Origin of the sequence: Leucothrix arctica, assembly GCF_003172895.1 — a bacterium.
GTDB lineage: Bacteria > Pseudomonadota > Gammaproteobacteria > Thiotrichales > Thiotrichaceae > Leucothrix > Leucothrix arctica.
This window is the reverse complement of the sequence record NZ_QGKL01000021.1, coordinates 1-21339: the sequence shown is the minus strand read 5'-3', so window position 1 is coordinate 21339 and position 21339 is coordinate 1. Positions and strand designations below refer to the sequence as shown.

General features: G+C 43.3%; 16 protein-coding genes and 1 rRNA gene. 5 read left to right on the top strand and 12 right to left on the bottom strand.

Features of this window, described 5'->3' with window-relative positions:
- Nucleotides 1–14: 14 nt before the first annotated feature.
- The 11 genes from DKT75_RS06970 to DKT75_RS06920 all read right to left on the bottom strand — a co-directional run bounded on the left by DKT75_RS06970 (nucleotide 15) and on the right by DKT75_RS06920 (nucleotide 13484).
- Nucleotides 15–1373, bottom strand: a complete 1359-nt coding sequence (locus DKT75_RS06970) for a TRAP transporter large permease (RefSeq protein ID WP_342767323.1) — start codon at nucleotides 1371–1373, stop codon at nucleotides 15–17.
- The gene (locus DKT75_RS06965) at nucleotides 1370–1879 is read right to left on the bottom strand and encodes a TRAP transporter small permease subunit (RefSeq protein ID WP_109822702.1); all 510 of its coding nucleotides are present in this window, start codon (nucleotides 1877–1879) and stop codon (nucleotides 1370–1372) included. Before DKT75_RS06965 ends, DKT75_RS06970 begins: the two co-directional genes overlap by 4 nt.
- Nucleotides 1880–1957: 78 nt before the next feature.
- Nucleotides 1958–3028 (bottom strand): TRAP transporter substrate-binding protein, encoded by a 1071-nt coding sequence (locus DKT75_RS06960; protein WP_109822701.1) that lies wholly within the window; start codon nucleotides 3026–3028, stop codon nucleotides 1958–1960.
- A gap of 322 nt (nucleotides 3029–3350) precedes the next feature.
- Nucleotides 3351–7364 (bottom strand): cadherin-like domain-containing protein, encoded by a 4014-nt coding sequence (locus DKT75_RS06955; RefSeq protein ID WP_109822700.1) that lies wholly within the window; start codon nucleotides 7362–7364, stop codon nucleotides 3351–3353.
- A gap of 205 nt (nucleotides 7365–7569) precedes the next feature.
- Complete coding sequence (locus DKT75_RS06950; protein WP_109822699.1) at nucleotides 7570–7968, bottom strand: RidA family protein; 399 nt, start codon at nucleotides 7966–7968, stop codon at nucleotides 7570–7572.
- Nucleotides 7969–8091: 123 nt separating this feature from the next.
- The gene (locus tag DKT75_RS06945; protein ID WP_109822698.1) at nucleotides 8092–8955 is read right to left on the bottom strand and encodes a pseudouridine synthase family protein; all 864 of its coding nucleotides are present in this window, start codon (nucleotides 8953–8955) and stop codon (nucleotides 8092–8094) included.
- Between the two features lie 76 nt (nucleotides 8956–9031).
- Nucleotides 9032–9451, bottom strand: a complete 420-nt coding sequence (locus tag DKT75_RS06940) for a hypothetical protein (protein WP_146201331.1) — start codon at nucleotides 9449–9451, stop codon at nucleotides 9032–9034.
- 114 nt (nucleotides 9452–9565) lie between these two features.
- The gene (locus tag DKT75_RS06935; RefSeq protein WP_109822696.1) at nucleotides 9566–9811 is read right to left on the bottom strand and encodes a DUF2164 domain-containing protein; all 246 of its coding nucleotides are present in this window, start codon (nucleotides 9809–9811) and stop codon (nucleotides 9566–9568) included.
- Nucleotides 9812–9856: 45 nt separating this feature from the next.
- Nucleotides 9857–10753, bottom strand: coding sequence for a hypothetical protein (locus DKT75_RS06930; RefSeq protein WP_109822695.1), 897 nt, complete (start codon nucleotides 10751–10753; stop codon nucleotides 9857–9859).
- Between the two features lie 17 nt (nucleotides 10754–10770).
- Nucleotides 10771–12156, bottom strand: coding sequence for an ATP-dependent RNA helicase DbpA (dbpA, locus tag DKT75_RS06925; RefSeq protein ID WP_109822694.1), 1386 nt, complete (start codon nucleotides 12154–12156; stop codon nucleotides 10771–10773).
- Between the two features lie 95 nt (nucleotides 12157–12251).
- The gene (locus tag DKT75_RS06920; protein WP_109822693.1) at nucleotides 12252–13484 is read right to left on the bottom strand and encodes an NYN domain-containing protein; all 1233 of its coding nucleotides are present in this window, start codon (nucleotides 13482–13484) and stop codon (nucleotides 12252–12254) included.
- Between the two features lie 823 nt (nucleotides 13485–14307).
- On the opposite strand from DKT75_RS06920, the gene DKT75_RS06910 reads away from it, so the two are divergent.
- From DKT75_RS06910 to DKT75_RS06900, 3 genes are all read left to right on the top strand, one after another.
- The gene (locus DKT75_RS06910; RefSeq protein ID WP_109822692.1) at nucleotides 14308–15129 is read left to right on the top strand and encodes a sulfotransferase domain-containing protein; all 822 of its coding nucleotides are present in this window, start codon (nucleotides 14308–14310) and stop codon (nucleotides 15127–15129) included.
- 109 nt (nucleotides 15130–15238) lie between these two features.
- Nucleotides 15239–16654 carry a lipopolysaccharide biosynthesis protein gene (locus DKT75_RS06905; protein ID WP_109822691.1) on the top strand — a complete coding sequence of 472 codons (1416 nt, stop codon included), beginning with the start codon at nucleotides 15239–15241 and terminating at the stop codon, nucleotides 16652–16654.
- Nucleotides 16655–16839: 185 nt separating this feature from the next.
- Nucleotides 16840–17694, top strand: a complete 855-nt coding sequence (locus DKT75_RS06900; RefSeq protein WP_109822690.1) for a PA4780 family RIO1-like protein kinase — start codon at nucleotides 16840–16842, stop codon at nucleotides 17692–17694.
- A gap of 361 nt (nucleotides 17695–18055) precedes the next feature.
- Here the strand turns inward: DKT75_RS06900 and DKT75_RS06895 are convergent, their stop codons facing one another.
- Nucleotides 18056–18790 (bottom strand): retron system putative HNH endonuclease, encoded by a 735-nt coding sequence (locus DKT75_RS06895; RefSeq protein WP_109822689.1) that lies wholly within the window; start codon nucleotides 18788–18790, stop codon nucleotides 18056–18058.
- A gap of 169 nt (nucleotides 18791–18959) precedes the next feature.
- Here DKT75_RS06895 and DKT75_RS06890 point away from each other — a divergent pair, with 169 nt between their 5' ends.
- Entirely contained in the window at nucleotides 18960–19388 is a 429-nt protein-coding gene (locus DKT75_RS06890; RefSeq protein ID WP_109822688.1) for a ssr3402 family protein, read from the top strand.
- Between the two features lie 898 nt (nucleotides 19389–20286).
- A 16S ribosomal RNA gene (locus DKT75_RS06885) occupies nucleotides 20287–21339 on the top strand; the annotation flags it as partial.

The window sequence follows — 21339 nt, the reverse complement described above, 5'->3', positions numbered from 1 at the left end:
CTATATGCAGTTTCTTACAGTAAACCATACCATGCTGGGAAGAACAGAATACTCAATACAACAGCAACTTGAATGACTATAAAGGGCACAACACCTTTATAGATATCAGTTGTTGCAATAGAGTCTGGTGCTACACCTTTCAGGTAGAACAAGGCAAATCCAAACGGAGGGGTTAGGAATGAGCTTTGTAAGTTCATCGCAACTAAAATAGCAAACCAAACCGGTGCGATACCCATTGCTTCAGCAACTGGATATAGAATCGGTACGATGATAAAGCTGATTTCAACGAAGTCGATGAAGAAGCCCAATACCAAAATAACTAACATGGACATGATCAAGAAGCCCATCTTACCACCCGGTAAACCGTGTAGAAGCTCTTCAACGATCGCATCACCACCCGTATAGCTAAACGCCATAGAGAATGCTGTTGCACCTAACAAGATTGCAAATACCATTGCCGTGATCTTGACCGTTTCTTGTGATGAATCGTAAAGAATTCTTAGGTTAAGCTGACCGTATAATAGTGCAAGTACTAAAGCACCAACACCACCTAGTGCAGATGACTCAGTTGGTGTCGCAATACCAGCAAAGATAGAACCTAGTACAATTAGAATCAAAAGTAGCGGTGGGATAATTGCTTTCAGTGCTTCCCAAATATAAGCCGCTTTACTTGTACCATCGTTTTCACGAGGCATTGGTGGAGCGTCTTGTGGGTTTCTCCATGTACGGAAAAGTACATAAGCAACATACAGACCGACAAGTACTAAGCTTGGCCCAACAGCAGCTTTAAACAAGTCACCAACAGGAATACCTAATACATCACCTAAGATAATCAATACGATCGAAGGTGGAATGATTTGTCCTAGCGTTCCAGATGCACAAATAACACCACAAGCCAGCGACTTGTCGTATTGGTATTTAAGCATAACGGGTAGAGAGATAAGACCCATCGCAACAACCGACGCACCAACAACACCTGTTGAAGCCGCTAGTAGTGTACCTACTAAGATTGTTGATACTGCTAGACCACCAGGTACTGAACCAAATAAACGTCCCATTGCTTCAAGCAGCTGAGCAGCTAGTCGTGTCTTCTGTAACACGATACCCATAAAGATGAACAGTGGAACTGCCATCAGTGTCGTACCTTGCATAATGCTTTCGATACGATAGGGCATAAAGGCAAAGGTACTAAACGCCTCACTGACAATTTCACCAGTAGATGCGCCTTCATCCATCAACTCAGCGAGTTCTGGAAATTTTGCAATAAGAACAAATATTAATGCTACGCCACCAAATGTGAAGGCAACAGGGTAGCCAAGTAGTAATGCGGCAAGTGCCACAAAAAACATAATAACACCGATATATTCCATCATGAGTTATCACCTTGTTTGAGTACTTTAAGTGAGCGTATTACAACAGCAACTCCAGCGAGCGCCATCATAAAGAAAGATAGGGGAATAACTGCCTTAATAATCCAACGGTGAGGTAGACCACCTGGGTCACCTGAACCTTCGCCAAGGTCAAAAGCTTGGTAAGCAAAGTCGATACCGAACCACGCAATGAGTAATACAAAAGGTAGTAGTAAAACCAGAGTACCAAAAAGGTTGATCAATGCTTTGCCTCGATCACTACGGCCCTCGTAAATTAAATCAACGCGAACATTGCCGTCAGTACGAATAGTGTAAGGGATGGCGAGTAGGAACATTGCTGCGAATAAGTGCCATTCCATTTCTTGCATGCCAATCGATACTTGGCTAAACAAATATCGGGCAACAACGTCGTAAAAGATGTTAAATAACAGTAAAACAAATAATATAGATGCAATTACACCGCAAGCATCTGATATTTTGTTAATCCATGTTTCAAGGCGTGACAACATTGTTATCTCCTTTTATAAATCCTGAAAACGAAAAAGCAACAACCGGTGAGGGTTGTTGCTTTGGTTAGCTGACGATTCTTAGTTGTCTAAGCTATCAAGATATGCGCGGTCCGAAATATTCGTCCAAACACGTGCTTTCTTAAGGTATGCAGCTTGAGAATCAACAATCTTCTGTGCAAGAGGTGATGATTTAGCGCGCTCAATGATTAACTCATCATTTGCTGCTCTCATTGCATCCATTACTGGCTTAGGGAAAGTCTTAACTTTGATGTTAGGAAAGTCAGTAAGCATAGTTTCCCAGTTCACAGCACTTTCGTGGTATGACTGAATGTACATGTCGTAAGCCGCTGTACGCATTGCAACACGTAGGATCTCTTGTAGATCTTCAGGTAGCTTGTTCCATTTCTTTTGGTTAATCATGAACTGCAACTCAGTTGCAGGCTCGTGCCAACCAGTGTAGTAGTAAGGTGCGATCTTGTGGAAGCCCATACGTAGATCAAGAGAAGGACCAACCCACTCTAGTGCGTCAATTGTATTACGCTCAAGTGATGTGTATAGCTCGCCTGAAGGAATGTTAGTTGGGCTTGCGCCAAGCTTAGCCATGATCTCACCAGCGAAACCAGGGATACGCATTTTCAGACCTTTAAGGTCTTCAACTGTGTTGATTTCTTTACGGAACCAGCCGCCCATTTGGTTACCAGTATTACCACCTGGGAATGAAAGAATACCATGCTTGTCATAAGCTTCTTTCATTAGCTCCATTCCACCACCGTGGTAGAACCATGCATACTGCTCAGGTGTTGTCATACCGAAAGGCATAGTCGTAAAGAACAAAGTGTTGATGTCCTTTCCTTTCCAGTAGTAAGAAGCAGAATGACCCATGTCATACTGACCTGCTTTTACCATGTCAAAGATACCAAGCGGTGACTTATGCTTGTTGCTTGAATCAACTGTGATTTTTAGACGGCCATTTGACATTTTATTTGCCATAGCTGCCATATTTTTAGTGGAGTCGCCAAAGATAGGGAAGTTAGGTCCCCATGTTTCTGCAAGTTTTAGACGGTAGACTTTATCTGCTGCTGTTGCTGTACCACTGATAAGTAGAACTGCAGCACTGGCAACGATTGCCAAGCGAGTGCGTATAGACATTTGATTTCCTCATAGATTTTTTGGTGGAACGAGGAGGATTGTGCCTTTATCGGTATTATTGAACTATTCGTAATAACACTTAGTTTTTATTATTTTCAGGAAAATACTACGTAGTATTACGTAGAAATGAGGAAGGAGGTAAACGATAGGCTAAAGATGAGGCCATCGTGATTAGCTAGCATATAGCGTGTGGAGTGACTTGAAAAGAGTTTTAGTATGAGCGAGGAGTAATGTAAGGGAGAAGTGAGGAGTCACTGAGAGAGAAGCTAGAGGAAAGAGCACTAGCGATGATAAAGATCACCGCTAGTGCAGGTCTTACGTTTTACTGGATTTTATAGCTAAAGTAGCTATTGCTATCCGTTGCTGCGCTACTTGGGAAATAGTCATAGCCTGCTGTGTCGTAGTTGTTATTAAACGGCCAGTTAGCCGCTCTAAAGACAACCCTCAAGTCAGTCGCTCCGCCAAGTAAGCTACGAGAGAAGTTTAGTTCCGCAATATTACTCGTGCTCCATGCGCTCGCTGAACTTAGGTAAGTCCAACTCCAATCTGAGCCAGAACCGGTGTACTGGTACAGACTATTGCCCTGCACCATGTAACTTGCGCCCATTGCAGGACTGACAATAAAGCCCGTTGAAGCATTGGCGTCAGTATCTAAGAACACCTGCCATGCCCAGCGCAGACTATTATTGATCGTGCCTTCATTTTCATAAGCTAGATAAAAATTATTGCTATCGTGTGCCATCCACGCATTACGCCAGTCAGCTTGAGCGCCAGCGACCGTCATATCAGCACCATCATCACCAAATGATTGAACAGATGCCCAATCACTGAGTACGCTGTCTAATGTTGGTGTTAATGAGTTTGAGAAGACACTTGTTGCTGGAGCCGCAGTACTTAGGTTGTAAGCATGGAACTCATTCCAACTGTTCGGGTAAACATCAACCACTTGCGTACCAACGAAAGTCGTATTGTCACCCACGAAGAAGGCATGTACTTTGCTCGGACTACCAATCGCAGTACGCGGAATAGCAGCTTCTGCAAAGTTACCTTGCGCGGTTGATTGGATGTTAGATGCAACATAAGCCCACGACCAGTTTGAGCCTGTGCCTGTGTAACGGTAAATACTCCAGCCATCAAACAGGTAGTCAGCACCCATTGCGTTATTAATCTTAAAACCAGTACCTGTGTTGGTATCTGTGTCTAAGTAAACTGCCCAAGGCCACCATGTAGCGGTGTTGATTGGACCGTCATTTTCATACGCTAGGTAAAGGTTTTGGTCATCGTGCGCCATCCAGCCTTCTAACCAGTCAACTTGAGCGCCAGAAGTACTTATATCATCGCCATCGAGACCAAATGAAGTGAGCCCAGCCCAGTCTGCTAAGTTACCATCTATGTTAAAACGACTAGCGTTAACAGGGTTACTGGTGGTGTTATCATTAACAGGGATAGTTGTTGTAACAACTGGGATAACTTCCCAGACTAACTGATCTGTCCAACTATAAAACGTACCTGATGTTCCTACGCCACGAATACGTATACGTACTTGTTTGGTCGCTGATACATAGTTATCTATATTACTATTAATACGCTTAACCGCTGGGTACATATACTCATCACCCACAACCGCCGTATCAAATAACTCCCATGATGTGGTTGAGTAGTTATAAATATACGAAGTTTGAGTAATGTTCGCGATAGAGTACTGTCCGACGTGCGTTATCTTGATTTCACTGATATCGGCAATGTCTTCAGAGACTGTCGTCGTCGCATTCCAGTCTACAATGTGTTGCGAACCTGATGCGACAGATGTTATGTCGTAGGTCGCTTCATCAACCGAGGCAAAGTTGGTGAGTTCAGTAGTGTCTTCTATACCTTGAGTAATTGTGACTGAGCTTGGCGTAGAAAAGCTCGACTGAGGACCAACATAGATACTGATCTGAGCAACCGTTTGACCACCCTGCCCGTCTGTCGCGGTGTAAATCAGGTTGTCAGTACCCACAAAGTTAGCCGTCGGAGTGTAACGGTAACTTCCGCCCCCTAAGTTACTGACTGTGCCGTTAGTTGCTGATGTCGCAAATACATTGGCTACAGAAACCGTATTGCCGTCTAAGTCACCATCATTTGCTAGTAACGTTGCACTAGTGAATGTAAGTGCGGTACCAGTGTCAGTTTGGAAGTAGTTATTACCTGCCGCAGGTACATGGTTACTGCTCGGTGTCTGTGCGCCATTAAATGAAACTACAACTAACGCGTACTGAGTTAGTGGCAAGTTAAAGTTAATAGTCGAACCTGACTGAGTAAAACTTAGTGCAGTCTTAGACGTATCCGTTGTATCAGGTGTCGTGTAAGTAACGCCAGTCACACTCTCACCGGTTGGTACAGTGTAAGTGACATTGATGTTACTAGGGACAACTGAGAACGTGCCGTCTAAACCAATGAAGTTAGTAAACTGTAGCGCAGCCTGTTGGCCGATACGTGAGCTTTCTACATAGATACGGTCATCAGCATTGGTTGTTACATTGACGCTACTATTGGCGCGTACTTTATTCGCTAGCAGTGTACGAGCCGATGTCGTGTTGTTAGTCAGGTACTCTTTACCCAAACGAGTTGAGAAGTAATGTGTTTGACCAGCACCGTAGCTTTGAACGTTTGAGTTTGGCTGCGTATCACCAATATCAAAACCAAGTAGGTCTGACAATGCATAGCTGCTACGGTTATTACCGTACTCATCCATACCTGTTGGGTTTGGCCCAGTGACGATGAGGTGGCCACCTTGATTTACAAATGCACGCAGCTTGCTAGCTTCTGCATCAGAAATCGCTTCGATATTCGGTAGGAAGATCGTTTGGTATTTATTCAGTTCATCTTGCTCTGGTACAAGCAGCACGTTGAATGGAATGTGTTCATTGACCAGTACTTTCAATACACCACGGTGTTCAGCAAGGTAGTCACGTGAGTACACGCTATCAATCGTGCTTTCTGCCCACCAAAGTTCATCACTTCCACCATCGGTAGTTGCAAACATACCTAGGCCAGTGAATTTGTCTACATAGTCACGACTTGCTGAAGAGTACAAAATACCGGTTGTAGCGGCTGACTCTGTTTCAAACAAGTATGGCGCGTTGACCTTACTCCAGTTAAACATACGCTTACGGAAAGCATCGCCTACCGTCGTTGCCATCTCTGGTACTTTCAGCTCGTATGGGTTGTTACCCGCAATCATCGCTTGCGCCATAACCTGCTGAGCATCATCTGCATCAACACCATAGGTGAATGTCCAAGATGGTTTTTCGCCTGTCGCACCACGGGCATACTTTAATGCTGAGATAAACGAAATCCAGTCATCACTTTGAGCATTACGCATTCCTACGTTGTTGCTCATGGTGTCTATTTCCCACACTTCGGTTAAGCCTTCAACGCCTTTGATAAAGCCAGCATCTAGTCCGTAGATTGTTCCACCGTTGTAGTCTGTTGGAAGTGTCTCAGCGTAGATTGAAAACTCAGAGTTTACTGAGCGTGCTTCCGTGGTTAAGTCCGTTAGGAAACGTGCAAGCTCTTGGTGACGCCAGTGAATCCATCGACGCCATGCTGGGTCATCCCAGTTTTCAGCGACAGGTTTAGCAAAGCCAGTATCTGATTGAAAGCGAGTGATTGCTTCTGCATTAAAGCCACTCCATTTTGTGCCACCGAAGTCCGCATAGATTGGAACATCAGCCCACAGGCCATCAATGCCTGTCGCAACCATTTGTTTGATACGGCTAAAAAAGTACTCACGATAGCCAGTCGAGCTAGGAGACATCCATGCGCTTTCTGCATCATCTTCTACCCAGAATACTTGACCGCCACCGCCGTAAAAGACATTTTCCTGACCATCAAGTCCAATTTGAACCCAGTCCGGATGGTCTTTCGCCATTGTGTTGGCAATATTTTTACCGTTGAGGGTAATGACTTCCAGTGCCGGTATATACCAAACAACGCGTAAGCCACGTTTGTGTGCAGCGTCTGCAAACTGGCGCATCAACGCTAGCTCAAGATCAAACTGTGCATCAGATTGGTAATTAGAAAGGTCAGAATCCGCTTCAATGACAGTCACGTGCTGTGCTTGGAGCGTATCTAGCATGGTTTCGATTTCAGTACTGCTCATGCCAACTGAAACAGCAGCACCACCAATCTTGGCAGTCTTTGCCCAATTGTTGAATGCATCAGGTTGTGCAGCAGAGCTTACAGCGCTCCATGCTAAAAATAGGGGGATCAGGCAGGCGAAGAGCCGAGGCCATGCTAAAGAAGGTCGCTTATTCATTTCATTGTCATCCAACAATTCGGGGGAGTTGGCCATGCGGCCTAATTTTATAATTTAGATGACGTTATAAACTTAGCAGATGAGGAATGAGATAGAGCCTTATACCAATGGTCATATGATATTGATAAAAGGGAAAGATTGCCGTGACTGAGGTTATGAGGAGGTGTTGCGGTAGTCTAGCGACTTAAGACGTGCTGAAACACCTAGAAGCCAGTGAGACTTTTAGGTGTTATACGAGTGTTTAGTAAGAGTAACCAGACTCGTGAATACGTGCGGTGATTTGAATCTCAAGCTTCATCTCGTCATCAAGCAAGCCTGCGATAAATACCATTGCAGCAGGTTTTGCTTCACCTAGGTACTTACTGAATACTGGCCAGCAAGGTTCGAAGTCAGCTTTATTAGGAAACACATAAGTTACGCTAACTGCTTTGTCTAACGTTGTACCCGCCTCTTCAAGTGCTTTTGCAATATTCTTGAAGCACTGCTCGGCTTGCTCAACAACGTCACTAGAAATAGACATCGTGTCGTAGTTGTAGCCAGTTGTGCCAGAAACAAAGACATAGTCGCCGTCAACGACAGCGCGCGAGTAGCCAATTTTTGATTCAAAATCTGAGCCAGATGAGATCAGTTTGCGATCCATAGTAATCCCTAATTGTTGCTAATTGATGTGAGTATTATGAAAGACCATTCTGCCTTAGCAGTGGTAATCAGTAAAGCATGTCACTAATAACGTAATCAAAAAGGTGGCCTAGAGTCTCTTGTTTTATAGCTCAAAGTATTTAGCGACATCCGTAACAGGGCAGTTAAAGGCAAGTGAGTGTGCTCTGAGTTGTAAGTCTCTTTCATCTAATTTTTCAGGGGCGCCATATAAACGATCACCAATAATCGGAAAGCCTGCGCCTGATAAGTGTTTACGAATTTGGTGTTTTCTACCTGACTCGATAAGAACATCGACAGTTGATTCGTCTTGAGCGTCATCATAACTCAGTAGTGTGATGTGACTGCACGCGGACTTATCATCGATATTGTCGCGAATCGTTTTTGTCTTGCCTATGAGGCTATCAATATTACCTTCACCATCCATAACCGTGGAGAAGTTACCTGTGACTGTCGCGCGATAATGCTTCTCAAGCTGATGCTCTTCAAACATTTTAGAGAACTGCGCAGCCACTTGTTTTTTATGCGCTAAAACAATCAGTCCATTAGCGGCACGATCTAGTCGATGAACAATAAAAGCAGGTCGCTCGGGCTGTAAATTTTGCTCCGCCCAGCGATAAATAGTGCAGTGATCACCCCATTTAGAGCCTTGCGATAACATGCCGGAAGGCTTATTCCAGATACTATAAGCGCCCTCGTCACTAATTAAAGTAGCTGATGGTGGCACTGCGGTTAAGACCTTCAAATCATAATAAATGTGCAGTGTTTCACCCAGAGACAATGGCCGCTTGGCGCGTCTAAGACGTTGGGTATAATGCTTCCCTGCTCCTTTTTTCTCTAACCAAACGCAGCCTTTCTGCATGGCCATTTTAAGCTTCTGTTTGGAAATGCCAGTAGCCTCAGCGAGGCAATCGATGGCTAATTGGTCATCGGTAACTGTGCTGATATGGTGTTCGATGGGCTCTGACATTGCTTATAGTTTTTGATGTTTGGGGTATGCATTATACCTAAGCTTGTGCTGACACGCACATCTTTGCCAGTTGCGTTTATTCGAAGTGAAACTTACCGAACAATACTTCCATCTGTCTATCCGTCAAACCAGACGGTAATTTGTGCTTTCTTGAAGACTCTGATTTGCCGTGTGAGGATTGGTTTAGTGTGGCAATTAATTGATCAACCCCATGTTTCTTCTTTACTTCGGAGCGTTCTTTGAAAGGATATCTAGCATTCTTTACGAATGAGCAGTTACCAGCGCTGATCTTAGTAATTTTTTGAAGCGCCTCATCTCCATGAGTTCGACCAAACGAGCAGTGCGTGACGCGGCCCGCTGTAAGTGACATTCGACAGGAGTGGTTATCATTGGTCGCTATTAAGAATGTGCCGGTGTGGCAACTCATTAAGTGGCGGGAGAGTTGCTCCATGATGTCATGTATGGATTGAGTCTCTTTTTCAACAGAAGCTTGCATAAGTATATTGGGGGGTAGTTTTTGATCCCTGAGACCATATACGTGCATTGTTACAGTAATGTTAAATAAGGCTTTTTTGGTTAAAAATAGGACAGAATAATTGGCAATGTAGCCTTATGAGATAGGTTTTTCAATCTCGTAAATGGCTTCAGTAATACTGTCGACTTGCTTAGCAACGACAGCACGAGCGTCAGTCAGTCCTTGGTTATAATAGTGAGCGCCAAACTCCTCACTAATAAAGTCCACCAAAAACTCCGCATCAAAACGACCAATATCTTGGTCTAATTCTTTGTCGAAGTACTTCTGTAGCTTATCAACGAAGTCATCTTTTTGCGCATTCGTGAGACTGATTTCTGACATCGGACTGACTCCATTTAGCTAAGACTATTCTTTATCATCGACACTTTATTTGCTGAGTAGTTTGTTCCATGTAGCAATACCCTCACCTTTAAAAGCAGCAAAGCCAATACGAACAATGACGTAGGCAATCGGTATGTAATATCCAAAAAAGATCAGCACTGAAAAACCTGTCGACCAGCTCCAAACATTAACCGCTGAAAAACTGGCTGCTGCAGAGCCGATGATGGGCAACAATGCGATAATCATTGCGATAGGTGCTGCGATTAAGCCATACCAAGAAAAACCACTCGTTAGCCCATCGAAAATGGCGAATGCGAGAAACACTGACATGAGGAAATACACAGATACCCATGCACAGCCAAAACGATTTTTCCATTTTCCCGCGCGCTTTTCATACAGAGACTGCATTTGGGAGAAAATGCGTTGGCCATCCGAGGTCTTTAATGTCGGCAGTGCTTGTTGCAATACCTCTGCACCTGCATCGATGCTTTTACCTTTATTGCGAAGGAGTTGACCAATGTTTTTTGGAAATAACGGGCGTAATACTTCCATGTCCTCGGCAGTCGCTTTCTTATTCAGAAACGACTCAAGCGATTCACTGGCAGCTTCTACTCTATGGCGCTCGTCACGCCATGCTCGACGACCAATTTTCAGGCTTTCATCGTAGCTAGCGACAAGTTTATATTTCTCGTCAAAGCGCTTTCTTAAGACAAGAAAGCACCAACCGCTGCGGGACAACTCAGTAAATGAGTCACCCATTTTTCGCAGTGTTTTGCTAAAGAATAGCTCACCATCTCGCTCGGGCAAATTAATGGTGATCTGATCGCCAGTAAGCACAGCATCACCTGATTCACCTAGGGAGTCAGGAAAGTGCTGGTTTAAGATTGATTTTGCATCAATTTCTAGCGGCAGCCCGCTAATTTTTATTGCGTACACAAACATTGTTGGGGTCTCAGCTCCTAGTCTCTGACTTGTCGTGCTCGGAAGGTACGGCCTTTTAGCTTACCCGTGCTTAATTTGCGTAGTGCAGGTCTTACGGCATCTAAAGCGACAGCAACATATGACCAGTTATCAAAGATATGAATCTTACCGACTTGCTTACCTTCGATCCCGTTGTCTCCAGTCAAAGCACCTAAAATGTCACCAGGACGGATCTTTTGCTTTTTACCACCATCGATAAGCACGGTAGTCATTAGAGGCGTAACAGGAGCTTGGTTTAGCAAGCTAATTGGCGGTAATTCTTCGGTGTCATTTATTGAGTCAATGCCACTTTCAATCATCGCGACACGATGCGCTTCTTCATCTGAGTAAAGTGAGCAAGCGACACCTTTACTACCTGCACGACCTGTTCGGCCGATACGGTGTAGATGTATTTCAGGGTCATGCGCAATATGGTAATTAACCACGACGTCAATCGCATCGATATCTAGACCACGTGCTGCAACATCGGTTGCAACTAAGATTGAAGCGCTTTTATTCGCAAAGCGTACTAACATTTTATCGCGATCACGTTGCTCTAAGTCGCCGTGAAGTGCTATCGCGCTAAAGCCGTTTTCGACTAATGCATCAGCAACATGTTGAGTGTCATGCTTGGTGTTACAGAAAATTACCGCAGATTCAGGGCGGAAGTGTTGCAGTATCAAACGTAAACCCGTCAGACGATAAGGTTCGGTAATAGAGTAAAAGTGCTGTTTGATCACTGTGCTGTCATGTAGCGCAGGTGCTTTAACCATCACCGGGTCAACCATGATCGCGTTAGCAATTTTCTTGATTTGCTTAGGGAACGTTGCACTAAACAACATAGTTTGACGTTGTGACGGCATTTTTTCGATGATTGCATCGATCGTGTCTTGGAAACCCATCTCAAGCATACGGTCAGCTTCGTCTAGTACCAGTGTATGCACATGTTCTAGTGACAAAGTGTTTCGACGTAGGTGGTCTTCAATACGCCCAGGCGTACCGATGATGATGTGAGCGCCGTGCTCCAAGGAGCCTTTTTGAGCGCCAAATGGCATACCGCCACATAGCGTCAGTATTTTAATATTATGAATAGCGCGTGCTAGTTTGCGTATTTCCTTGGCAACCTGATCCGCTAGTTCACGTGTAGGGCACATGACTAATACTTGAATGCGAAATTTCTTCACTTCTAAGCGATTTAGGAGTCCTAAGCCAAACGCTGCCGTTTTACCAGAGCCCGTTTTTCCTTGCCCAATAACATCTTTACCTTCCAAAATACTCGGCAAGCTTAGTGCTTGGATCGGTGTCATTTCTAGATATTCTAATGATTTTAGGTTTTCTAGTAAATCAGGGCGAAGTTGTAGAGATGAAAAATCGGTTTGGCTCACGGGGCGTATCCTAGGTTGGTGGGGAGGAGTCTCACGACTCCGGCCACCTAGTCTACATTATTTTACTAATAACTAGAGATGAAAAATGTTCTTAATTAACCGCGTAATAACGACAAACTAGTGCGTGCATCGGCAATTAAACTACTGAGTACTTCATCTGAGTAATTGTTGTACAAAGATTGGGCGATAACAGCCTCATCCACTTCCTGTTGTTTATCCTCAATAGATTGCAGTAAGCGAGTCAGCATAGAAAAATCCACATCCTTTAGGTAGTTAACATTTTTTTCTAGGCTTAATAACTTATGGTCATTACCCGCTTCATCTATTTCCAGTGTTAGATCGAGTAGGCCAGACTTTACAAAAATATTAATACACTGGCGAACAGTATTGATATCTAACTCACGCACTAAGTCATTGGCGACTTGATATTCAATATCTGAGCGAGTCATCGGCTCCATTGTTGAAACCAAATGGTAAGCACGGATAAGTTGGTGCTTAGGGACGACTTGCCATTCATGTGAGCGCAAAAAGCGCTTATACATATCAAGCGTAGACTCTTTATTCTCTAGTAACTGCTGTCTAACTACCGGTGTATTGCTGTCAACCTGAGTAGCGTTCGATTTTGCTGGCGTGGCTTTGATCTCGATATAAGCCATGACGTCACTACTGCCAGTCACTGGTGTTATTTTGATGGCTGAGATGCGCTCAAGAAACTTACGAAACGTTGTGAAGCCATGTTTTTTTTCATCAAAGGTCGGATCGACCTCTAACATGCGTTTTTTAAGTTCAGCACATCCGGCATAACCATTTAAGCTACGGAGTGTATTGCGCGCTAGTGCAGAGGCTTTGTTATAACCACTGCTGGTTAAGCGGTTGGAGCGTACAGGCGTGTCTGTAAAAATATAGCGTGAGCAAGAGGACGCGACACTTTTGCTTAATGGTGATTTAGGTCCGACACCGATTATATTTTTTCCCATACTGCGTAGCTTACGGAATAACGATGAGAAGTCAGAGTCGCCCGTTGCGAGTATGAAGCAGTCAATGTCAGGTCTACTCAGCGCACACTCGATGACATCAATTGTTAATTGTATATCGGCAGAGTTTTTACCACTGACTGGGTGAAAACTGTGAACAAGGTCAAAGCCTAAACGGTCGAGGCTGACCTGCAATGAACTAATACTTGGTTGTGACCAGTTACCGTACGCTTTGCGCACAATCGTTGAGCCCTTGGATTTTAATTCATCTAAGAGATCATCAGGTCCGCTGTTTTTAACCCAATGGGTCAAGTTTTCTACATCTACAAAAATCGCAATTTTTGAAATATTCATTTTATTCCCCTAGTATGTTGAGCCGGCTTTTTTACTATTTATTATTTGTCGAGCAATAGCAGCTGTAACTTTTTTGGGTGGGGCACCTCCTTAGGCAATATTTAACATAAGAGATAGTTTTAGAATATACGGTAGATAGCATAGAGGACAAGTATTTAAAGATGAACTTTAGTTTATATAGGGTAACTATCCGACCAACGCCTATAAATAAGACCAAATTACTATTTCAGAAGAAACCCCCTATCCCATTTTGTATAAATGTTTAACATAGTATTTTTACATTAACTGATGATTGTTATGCGTAAGTTGAAAAGCCCATTCTTTGTTTTGAAATATAACTCTCCCGCGGTTAATGGTGTTGTAGCGGGTGTCGCTACTTATTTGGCTAGTCGAGGTTGTTAGATTAGTGAGTTAGCGATAGAGATTACAGCGATTGTGTCTAACCATTTGACCCTACGTCCTATGGCGGAGCGATAAGATATACGTTTTATCTATTTGCCCGTTAATGAAGAGAATAAGCCTGAGCAAGAAGAAGCTTTGATGAAGGTCCAATTATCTATCAGTCAGTTCAAAGTGTTGACAATACCTATGAGCCAAAAGAGTTAACGGCGATCTGACGAGATACAGAGACGGTGGCATTTGCAAAAGCAGTAAAGCTATATGCTGAACATCGTGTGTTTTTAGATGGTAATAAAACCGTGATTTTTAGCTAACGCTCAGTCTCCACATTATCTCCATACTCAGTTCATATTGAGCACACACTAAAGTTTAAAGATGACCCTGTAAGTAAACCTAGTCGGTTACTATTTAAAGGGTCAGAGAAATGGATAATGAAGCAAGATTCCCCGATGTTATTTTTATTGGTCCTTTAAAGACGGCCACGAGCTATATCTATGACTACTTTTTGCATCACCCAAATGTAGCAACGAGTGAGCCGGTCAAAGAGCTTTTTTATTACGATGACTATTATGAAAAAGGTAAAGATTGGTACTTAAGGCACTTTCCTGTAAGTACTGAGCACCAAGTCACTATTGATGTGGCTCCGTCATATATGATTCGTGATGTCGCGATGATGCGCATCAAGAAAGATAATCCAAACGTAAAAATCATCATGACCTTGCGTGATCCTATTGAACGCTTCAGTTCGCACGTGAAACATCATATTAGACACGGCTATCGTTACACCGGCTTTAGTGACTTACTTGCAGAACACCCGCGCATTATTCAAGGCAGTCAGTATGATGAATATGTTGATCAGTGGGTTGAAGCTTTTGGCGAAGAGAATGTGTTTTTTCTAGACTACAGCGAGTTAAAGCAAGACCCTCGATCGTTCATGAAAAAAACATGTGATGTTATTGGTGTGCCATTTAGTAGTACCTATGAGTTTGATCATAAGGTGAACTCTGCGGGTACTAGTACAAGCAGAAACCCATTACTTATGCGTTGTGCTTACATGGTGACACGCTTTTTAGTTAAAAACGGCTTGTCTGGCGTTATCGACACTCTTAAGGGGTTGGGTATTAAAAAGTTCTTCTTCAAAGAAGGGAAAGTACCGACTATTTCTGAAGAAGATATCCAAAAAGCTAAGGTTCACCTTGCGGACAGTACTAAGTGGTATAACGAGCGTTTCAAGGTAACAAGTTAGTATCCCTCTATCTGGTGTACACAGCCATTACAGCGCTACCTATAGCGACATATGGATGCTTGTGGATATGGTTGGCTGTCGTCCTTAAATAGTTGAGATAAAACAAGCTATGTTACTTAAAAGTAGCGGTATCTACATGCTCGCTAAAATCATCCCTGGTTTACTAGCGTTTACTGCACTCTCTGTGTACACACACTTACTGACGCCCGAGCAGTATGGTGTTTATACCCTCATTTTTGCCGCTGCGATGTTTCTGAATGCCACTTTATTTAATTGGTTACCCGTCGGCATGGTGCGCTTTTGGCCGGGAGGGAAATACTCGGAAGATACGTTTATCTCAACCATGGGTATGTTGTACCGCTGCCTGTCATTGCCTGTTATTTTATTGGTGGTGATCATCACCTTCACTGTTGAGTCAGACAATATTCGTTATGTGCTGGCAGGGTTAATGCTGTTAGTGGGCTTTGTGTCTCATCGTTTTGGTTTGATGCTTAAGTCAGCCCAAATGGAGCCGACTAGCTATGCAGTGATGATTATTAGCTATTCCATTTTGGCACTATTCTTTGGGGCATTATTTGCCTATTTAGGTTGGGGGCCGTTTGGAGTATTGCTCGGTGTTGGGATCGGTATGCTCATACCCTCAATGGTGCAAACAACTAAAATATGGCTTCGTTACAATCCTGCCCTTTTCTCACCAGAGTTAACACAGCAGTTAGTTATTTATGGCATGCCTTTAGCGGCTTCCTTTTTATTGGATCAAGTGACGAATGTGTCAGACCGTTACATGCTGGCGTGGCTATCAGGTGAGGCAGAGGCGGGTAAGTATGCGGTGGGTTATGACCTTGCAGGTAACTCGATATTGATGATCATGAATGCGGTTAATTTAGCTGCATATCCTATGATTGTTAAGCTACTTGATACAAAAGGCAAAGAGGCTGCCTTGGCGTACTTTAAAACATATGCAGTCTTGCTATTTGGTGTATCAATTCCTGCGGTTGTCGGTCTGTCATTGGTCGGCCCAAACATTATCGACTTGGTCATTGGGGATGCGTATCGAGAGTCAGTCACGTTATTACTACCTTGGGTGTCCTGCGCCATTTTCTTTATGGGAGCGGGTGCCTTCTATACGCATCTACCTTTTCAGCTGGGCAATAATAATATGGGGATATTTAAGATTGCGGGTGTGGTTGCGGTATTAAATCTGCTACTGAATTACTGGTTGATCCCTAAAATGGGTATGCAAGGTGCAGCTATTGCGACGTTACTGTCGTTTATGGTGAGTGTCAGTCTTGGTTTTATATTTGGTCGGCGCGTATTTCCAATTCCATTTCCAGTTAAAGAGGTGAGTAAAGTTATCCTCGCGGCAGTGTTAATGGGAGTATGCTTGTACTATCTGAAAGATCATCGTGGATGGTCGTGGTTACTGCTCCAAATAATATCGGGCCTTGGTATTTTCCTTGTTGTTAGTTATCTTCTAAATACGGGAAATATTAAAAACCTAGTCGCTAAGCGTTTAAAGGGATAGGTTTTGACTACAGGTAGCTTCCCGCAGTACTCTTGTTAGTATGCTTTAAGTATAAATAGGCTGCGGTAGATATGGGTAACAATGGTTTTTAAGTTGTCTTTCATAAAGTCTGATGAAGGGGAGAGAAAATTATAAAATGTTTAGAAAGTATTCCATCATCGCAACAAATAAGGTAAAAAGACGCGATGAAAATTCCTAAGAGAATACAACCACTCGTTGAAGATGGCTTGGTAGATGAAGTTGTAAGTCGGTTAATGAGTGGTAAAGAGGCTGACGTTTACGTCGTGCGTAGTGGTGAAGAGCTTCGTTGTGCCAAAGTATATAAAGAGGCGGCAAAGCGAAGTTTTAAAAAGGCTGCTCAATATACCGAAGGACGCAAAGTACGTAACTCTCGTCGTGCCCGTGCTATGGAAAAAGGGTCTAAGTTTGGTCGTAAGGAGCAAGAGCAGATTTGGCAAAATGCTGAAGTCGATGCCTTGTATCGCCTAGCGGATGCTAATGTGCGTGTTCCTGAGCCGTACGGCTGTTTAGACGGTGTATTGCTTATGGAGTTAGTGACAAATGCTGAAGGTGGTGTTGCACCTCGTTTAGGCGACGTTACTATGACTGAAGATGAAGCCATTCATAACCATGCATTTATCATGCAAGACGTGGTTAGAATGCTCTGTGCGGGTTTGGTACATGGTGATTTGTCTGAATTTAATGTACTTCTTGATGAGTATGGCCCCGTCATTATTGATCTTCCTCAAGCAGTAGATGCATCAGCGAATAACAATGCAAAGTCTATGTTGTTGCGTGATGTAGAAAACATGACTAATTACTTCGGACAGTTCTGTCCTGATTTGCTGGATACTTTTTTCGGAGAAGAGATCTGGAAACTGTATGAAGACGGTGAGCTACGACCAGATACTATTCTAACGGGTGAGTTTGAAGCTAACGAAGAAGCCGCAGATGTTGATGATGTTGTTCTCCAGATTCAAGAAGCAGCGAGAGAAGAGGAAGAACGTTTGGAGCGTATAGCAATAGCAAATGAAGAATAGTGTTTATGCTAGCTTAAAGTTTTTTGTAAAATATTTGATGTGACAATATAAAGATATTATAGATGAATCAAACACTTAGTTTTTTGTGTTTGCTACCGTTGAAGCTAGGTTAGTTTTTGTTCATTTATTGTTCAGTCAGTGGTTGGTATAAATAAGTTTGTGACGACAATTAAATCACTATCCAACAATAGTGACAATGTTTACCAACGGTACAAAATCACACAATAAATAAAATAACTGTGATGCCCTGAGGTTTACTATATAGCGTTATTGCTAGTGTGAACTTTTTAGCGTGAACCACCTTGGTCTATTATCATTTGCCCATGATCTTAGCTTTGGCACGTTTTTAATCGACCCGCCACTATGTATTTAGTGGCGGGTGGTTTTTTGAAAAGCCGTCTTTCTTATATTTATCGAACAGCTGCTTCTTTGCACTGTAAAAGACAGGTAGCGACTTCCCTACTTTCTCTAGCGTCACTCTCCTTAGTGATTCGAAATTAGTTTCTTCTGTATTAAAGTTTTGCGACCCTCTACTCATCAATGAGTTAATAGCTTCAGTTAAAGCCCGCAAGTGGTCTCGACGTTTGGTGATAAGGTAGTCACAATTCAAGTTGAGTACTTCAATCGTTCTAGCCGTGTTTGCTTGATCGTTTATGTCTATCTTGTCGTTAGCAAAGACTCGACCTGTCGTCGCGCAGTATTGGAAAAATAACTCACAGCGCGGATCGAAAGGTCCAATAAACCAATCATCGCCATAGAGTGCACTTTTAAAGTGTCCACCAAACTGCTCATGTGTTTCTAGTTGACCTGAATAGCACTCATCCATTGACGCTAAAATGATATTGGTGGATTCAAAAGTACGTTCAGGATATCGGCTGCGAGGGGCGATATGTTCTAAGTGACAGCCTAGCTGTTCGTCATCTAAAGAAAGCTCGGTGTATGCACATAACCCGAATTGCTGTTTGTAGCAGGTTTTACGGATTGCCTGCTTATTAAAACGGCGCCATGCTTTTTTTGCATCAGTGTCTGTTTGTGGTGGGTTATGTCGTCGTCTTTGCAGAGGCTTACATACTATTTGCTTGTCAATAAATCGCACAGTTACCTTTAAATATTAGAGCCCTAAGTCACACCGTGAGTGGTATATCCTAATTAAATAGCGCTAAGATACTTATTTATCATGTAACTGAAAAGAAATGTTGATATAACAGCGGGTACAATTTTAAATCTTAAGTAATACACGCTAGTTGGCAAAAGGAGTTTGCTATATGCAACCTACAAAAGGTTTGATGGTTAGTAAGAAGGCTAAATGGTTAGCGATTGCAGTATTGTCCTGCAGTTCTCTATCACAAGCCGCATTACCCCCTCAGCACCAAAATTCAGATGATCTCAATACAATGCTGCGTTACATACAAGGTAACCCTGCAGTTATGTCAGGGTTACAGGCTATAGACCTGGTCTCGCACACCGTTTTTTATGGTGAAGGTTGTACTGCTGTTTTCGAGCGATTGGTTATCGAAAAGCCCGAAGGTTGGACAGGCCCTGCTGACCCGCTCGTGATAAAGCAAGATAGCTGCCCAAACTATGATGATATGGATGATGCTGGATTTCATGAGATGGGTGATATAGATGATATTACATTACGAGCAACGGACGGTTGTAGTATTGAGGTGGAAGAGGAAAGCTGTAAGCCATAATCTAAAAGTTAGTACTTGTCATAGGTTAGCCACGCTAGTTTAAATTAAGAGTAAGCGTTGAAAGTTAGTATTGCTATCACCTAGTTATTTATAGATGTTACGTATTCTATGGTTAGGTCTCGCTGGATAACTTGCTGTGGTTAGATAAGGATGTTTATAGATATCTGGTAGTAGCCTTTTGTGGCTACCTAAGTATGTAACATGAAAAAGCCACATACATACAGGGCGTTGGCACATTGCTGTATATGTATTAGTTGTGGGGGTTACAGTAAGTCACGTAGCTGATAGATGAATACATATAGAGTGCTAGGTACTTTAGAATTATATGCTTTAGCTATGTACTAGTGTTAAGGCGTATTGAGTAAGCTTATTAGGTAATAACGAATTACAGTATAGGTTGTTCGTTAGTTGAGTATAATAAGTGATTTATAGCAATAAAAAGTACAACTTCAAGCCAGTTGAGTTTAATTCAATAAAAGCGTGATTAAGGTGTTGACGGGTGCTCAGATCTGTCTATAATGCGCCGCTCTTGAGACGGAAGTTGTTCAGTTGAACTGCATCTTAAGTGATTGAAAGATCTTGGTTTTTCCTCGATTGATCATCAGTATTAGGTCGGTGTTTTGTTGTTCGGTTCGGTTGAGTGTTTAATCGAATTAAAGTTCAAAAAAACGTTGACAAGATCTGAGGCTTATATATAATTCGCCTCCTTCCTGCGGTAGAGATCGCAGGCGCTACATTAACAATATAGACCAAATAACTTGTGTGGGAATTTGTAGCTTGCAAAAAATACTGCAAGAAGCAAAGAACCTAACAAAACGTTAAATTTTTGATTATACGTATATAGTTAGTTTTAAACGCTTCGACCTGATTTACACAGCATTTATGTTGTGAACAAATTTAACTGAAGAGTTTGATCCTGGCTCAGATTGAACGCTGGCGGCATGCTTAACACATGCAAGTCGAACGGTAACAGGCTAGCTTGCTAGTGCTGACGAGTGGCGGACGGGTGAGTAACGCGTAGGAATCTACCCAGTTGTGGGGGATAGCCCGGAGAAATCCGGATTAATACCGCATACGCCCTACGGGGGAAAACAGGGGATCTTCGGACCTTGTGCAATTGGATGAGCCTGCGTTAGATTAGCTAGTTGGTGAGGTAAGAGCTCACCAAGGCTACGATCTATAGCTGGTCTGAGAGGATGATCAGCCACATCGGGACTGAGACACGGCCCGGACTCCTACGGGAGGCAGCAGTGGGGAATATTGGACAATGGACGAAAGTCTGATCCAGCAATGCCGCGTGTGTGAAGAAGGCCTGAGGGTTGTAAAGCACTTTCAATTGTGAAGAAGGGTTTAGTATTAATAGTGCTAGCCTTGACGTTAACTTTAGAAGAAGCACCGGCTAACTCCGTGCCAGCAGCCGCGGTAATACGGAGGGTGCAAGCGTTAATCGGAATTACTGGGCGTAAAGCGCGCGTAGGCGGTTATTTAAGTCAGATGTGAAAGCCCCGGGCTCAACCTGGGAATTGCCTCTGATACTGGGTAACTAGAGTTTGGAAGAGGAGAGTAGAATTTCAGGTGTAGCGGTGAAATGCATAGAGATCTGAAGGAATACCAGTGGCGAAGGCGGCTCTCTGGTCCAAAACTGACGCTGAGGTGCGAAAGCGTGGGTAGCAAACGGGATTAGATACCCCGGTAGTCCACGCCGTAAACGATGTCAACTAGCCGTTGGGAGCCTTGTGTTCTTAGTGGCGCAGCTAACGCATTAAGTTGACCGCCTGGGGAGTACGGTCGCAAGACTAAAACTCAAAGGAATTGACGGGGGCCCGCACAAGCGGTGGAGCATGTGGTTTAATTCGATGCAACGCGAAGAACCTTACCATCCCTTGACATCCAGTGAATATTGCAGAGATGCTTTAGTGCCTTCGGGAGCACTGAGACAGGTGCTGCATGG

Coding starts and splice junctions, on each gene's coding strand:
- DKT75_RS06910 (WP_109822692.1), top strand. CDS start 14,308: ATGGATAATGAAGCAAGATTCCCCGATGTTATTTTTATTGGTCCTTTA.
- DKT75_RS06945 (WP_109822698.1), bottom strand. CDS start 8,955: ATGTCAGAGCCCATCGAACACCATATCAGCACAGTTACCGATGACCAA.
- DKT75_RS06905 (WP_109822691.1), top strand. CDS start 15,239: ATGTTACTTAAAAGTAGCGGTATCTACATGCTCGCTAAAATCATCCCT.
- DKT75_RS06960 (WP_109822701.1), bottom strand. CDS start 3,028: ATGTCTATACGCACTCGCTTGGCAATCGTTGCCAGTGCTGCAGTTCTA.
- DKT75_RS06965 (WP_109822702.1), bottom strand. CDS start 1,879: ATGTTGTCACGCCTTGAAACATGGATTAACAAAATATCAGATGCTTGC.
- DKT75_RS06950 (WP_109822699.1), bottom strand. CDS start 7,968: ATGGATCGCAAACTGATCTCATCTGGCTCAGATTTTGAATCAAAAATT.
- DKT75_RS06920 (WP_109822693.1), bottom strand. CDS start 13,484: ATGAATATTTCAAAAATTGCGATTTTTGTAGATGTAGAAAACTTGACC.
- DKT75_RS06935 (WP_109822696.1), bottom strand. CDS start 9,811: ATGTCAGAAATCAGTCTCACGAATGCGCAAAAAGATGACTTCGTTGAT.
- DKT75_RS06930 (WP_109822695.1), bottom strand. CDS start 10,753: ATGTTTGTGTACGCAATAAAAATTAGCGGGCTGCCGCTAGAAATTGAT.
- DKT75_RS06970 (WP_342767323.1), bottom strand. CDS start 1,373: ATGATGGAATATATCGGTGTTATTATGTTTTTTGTGGCACTTGCCGCA.
- DKT75_RS06890 (WP_109822688.1), top strand. CDS start 18,960: ATGCAACCTACAAAAGGTTTGATGGTTAGTAAGAAGGCTAAATGGTTA.
- DKT75_RS06900 (WP_109822690.1), top strand. CDS start 16,840: ATGAAAATTCCTAAGAGAATACAACCACTCGTTGAAGATGGCTTGGTA.
- DKT75_RS06940 (WP_146201331.1), bottom strand. CDS start 9,451: ATGCAAGCTTCTGTTGAAAAAGAGACTCAATCCATACATGACATCATG.
- DKT75_RS06955 (WP_109822700.1), bottom strand. CDS start 7,364: ATGGCCAACTCCCCCGAATTGTTGGATGACAATGAAATGAATAAGCGA.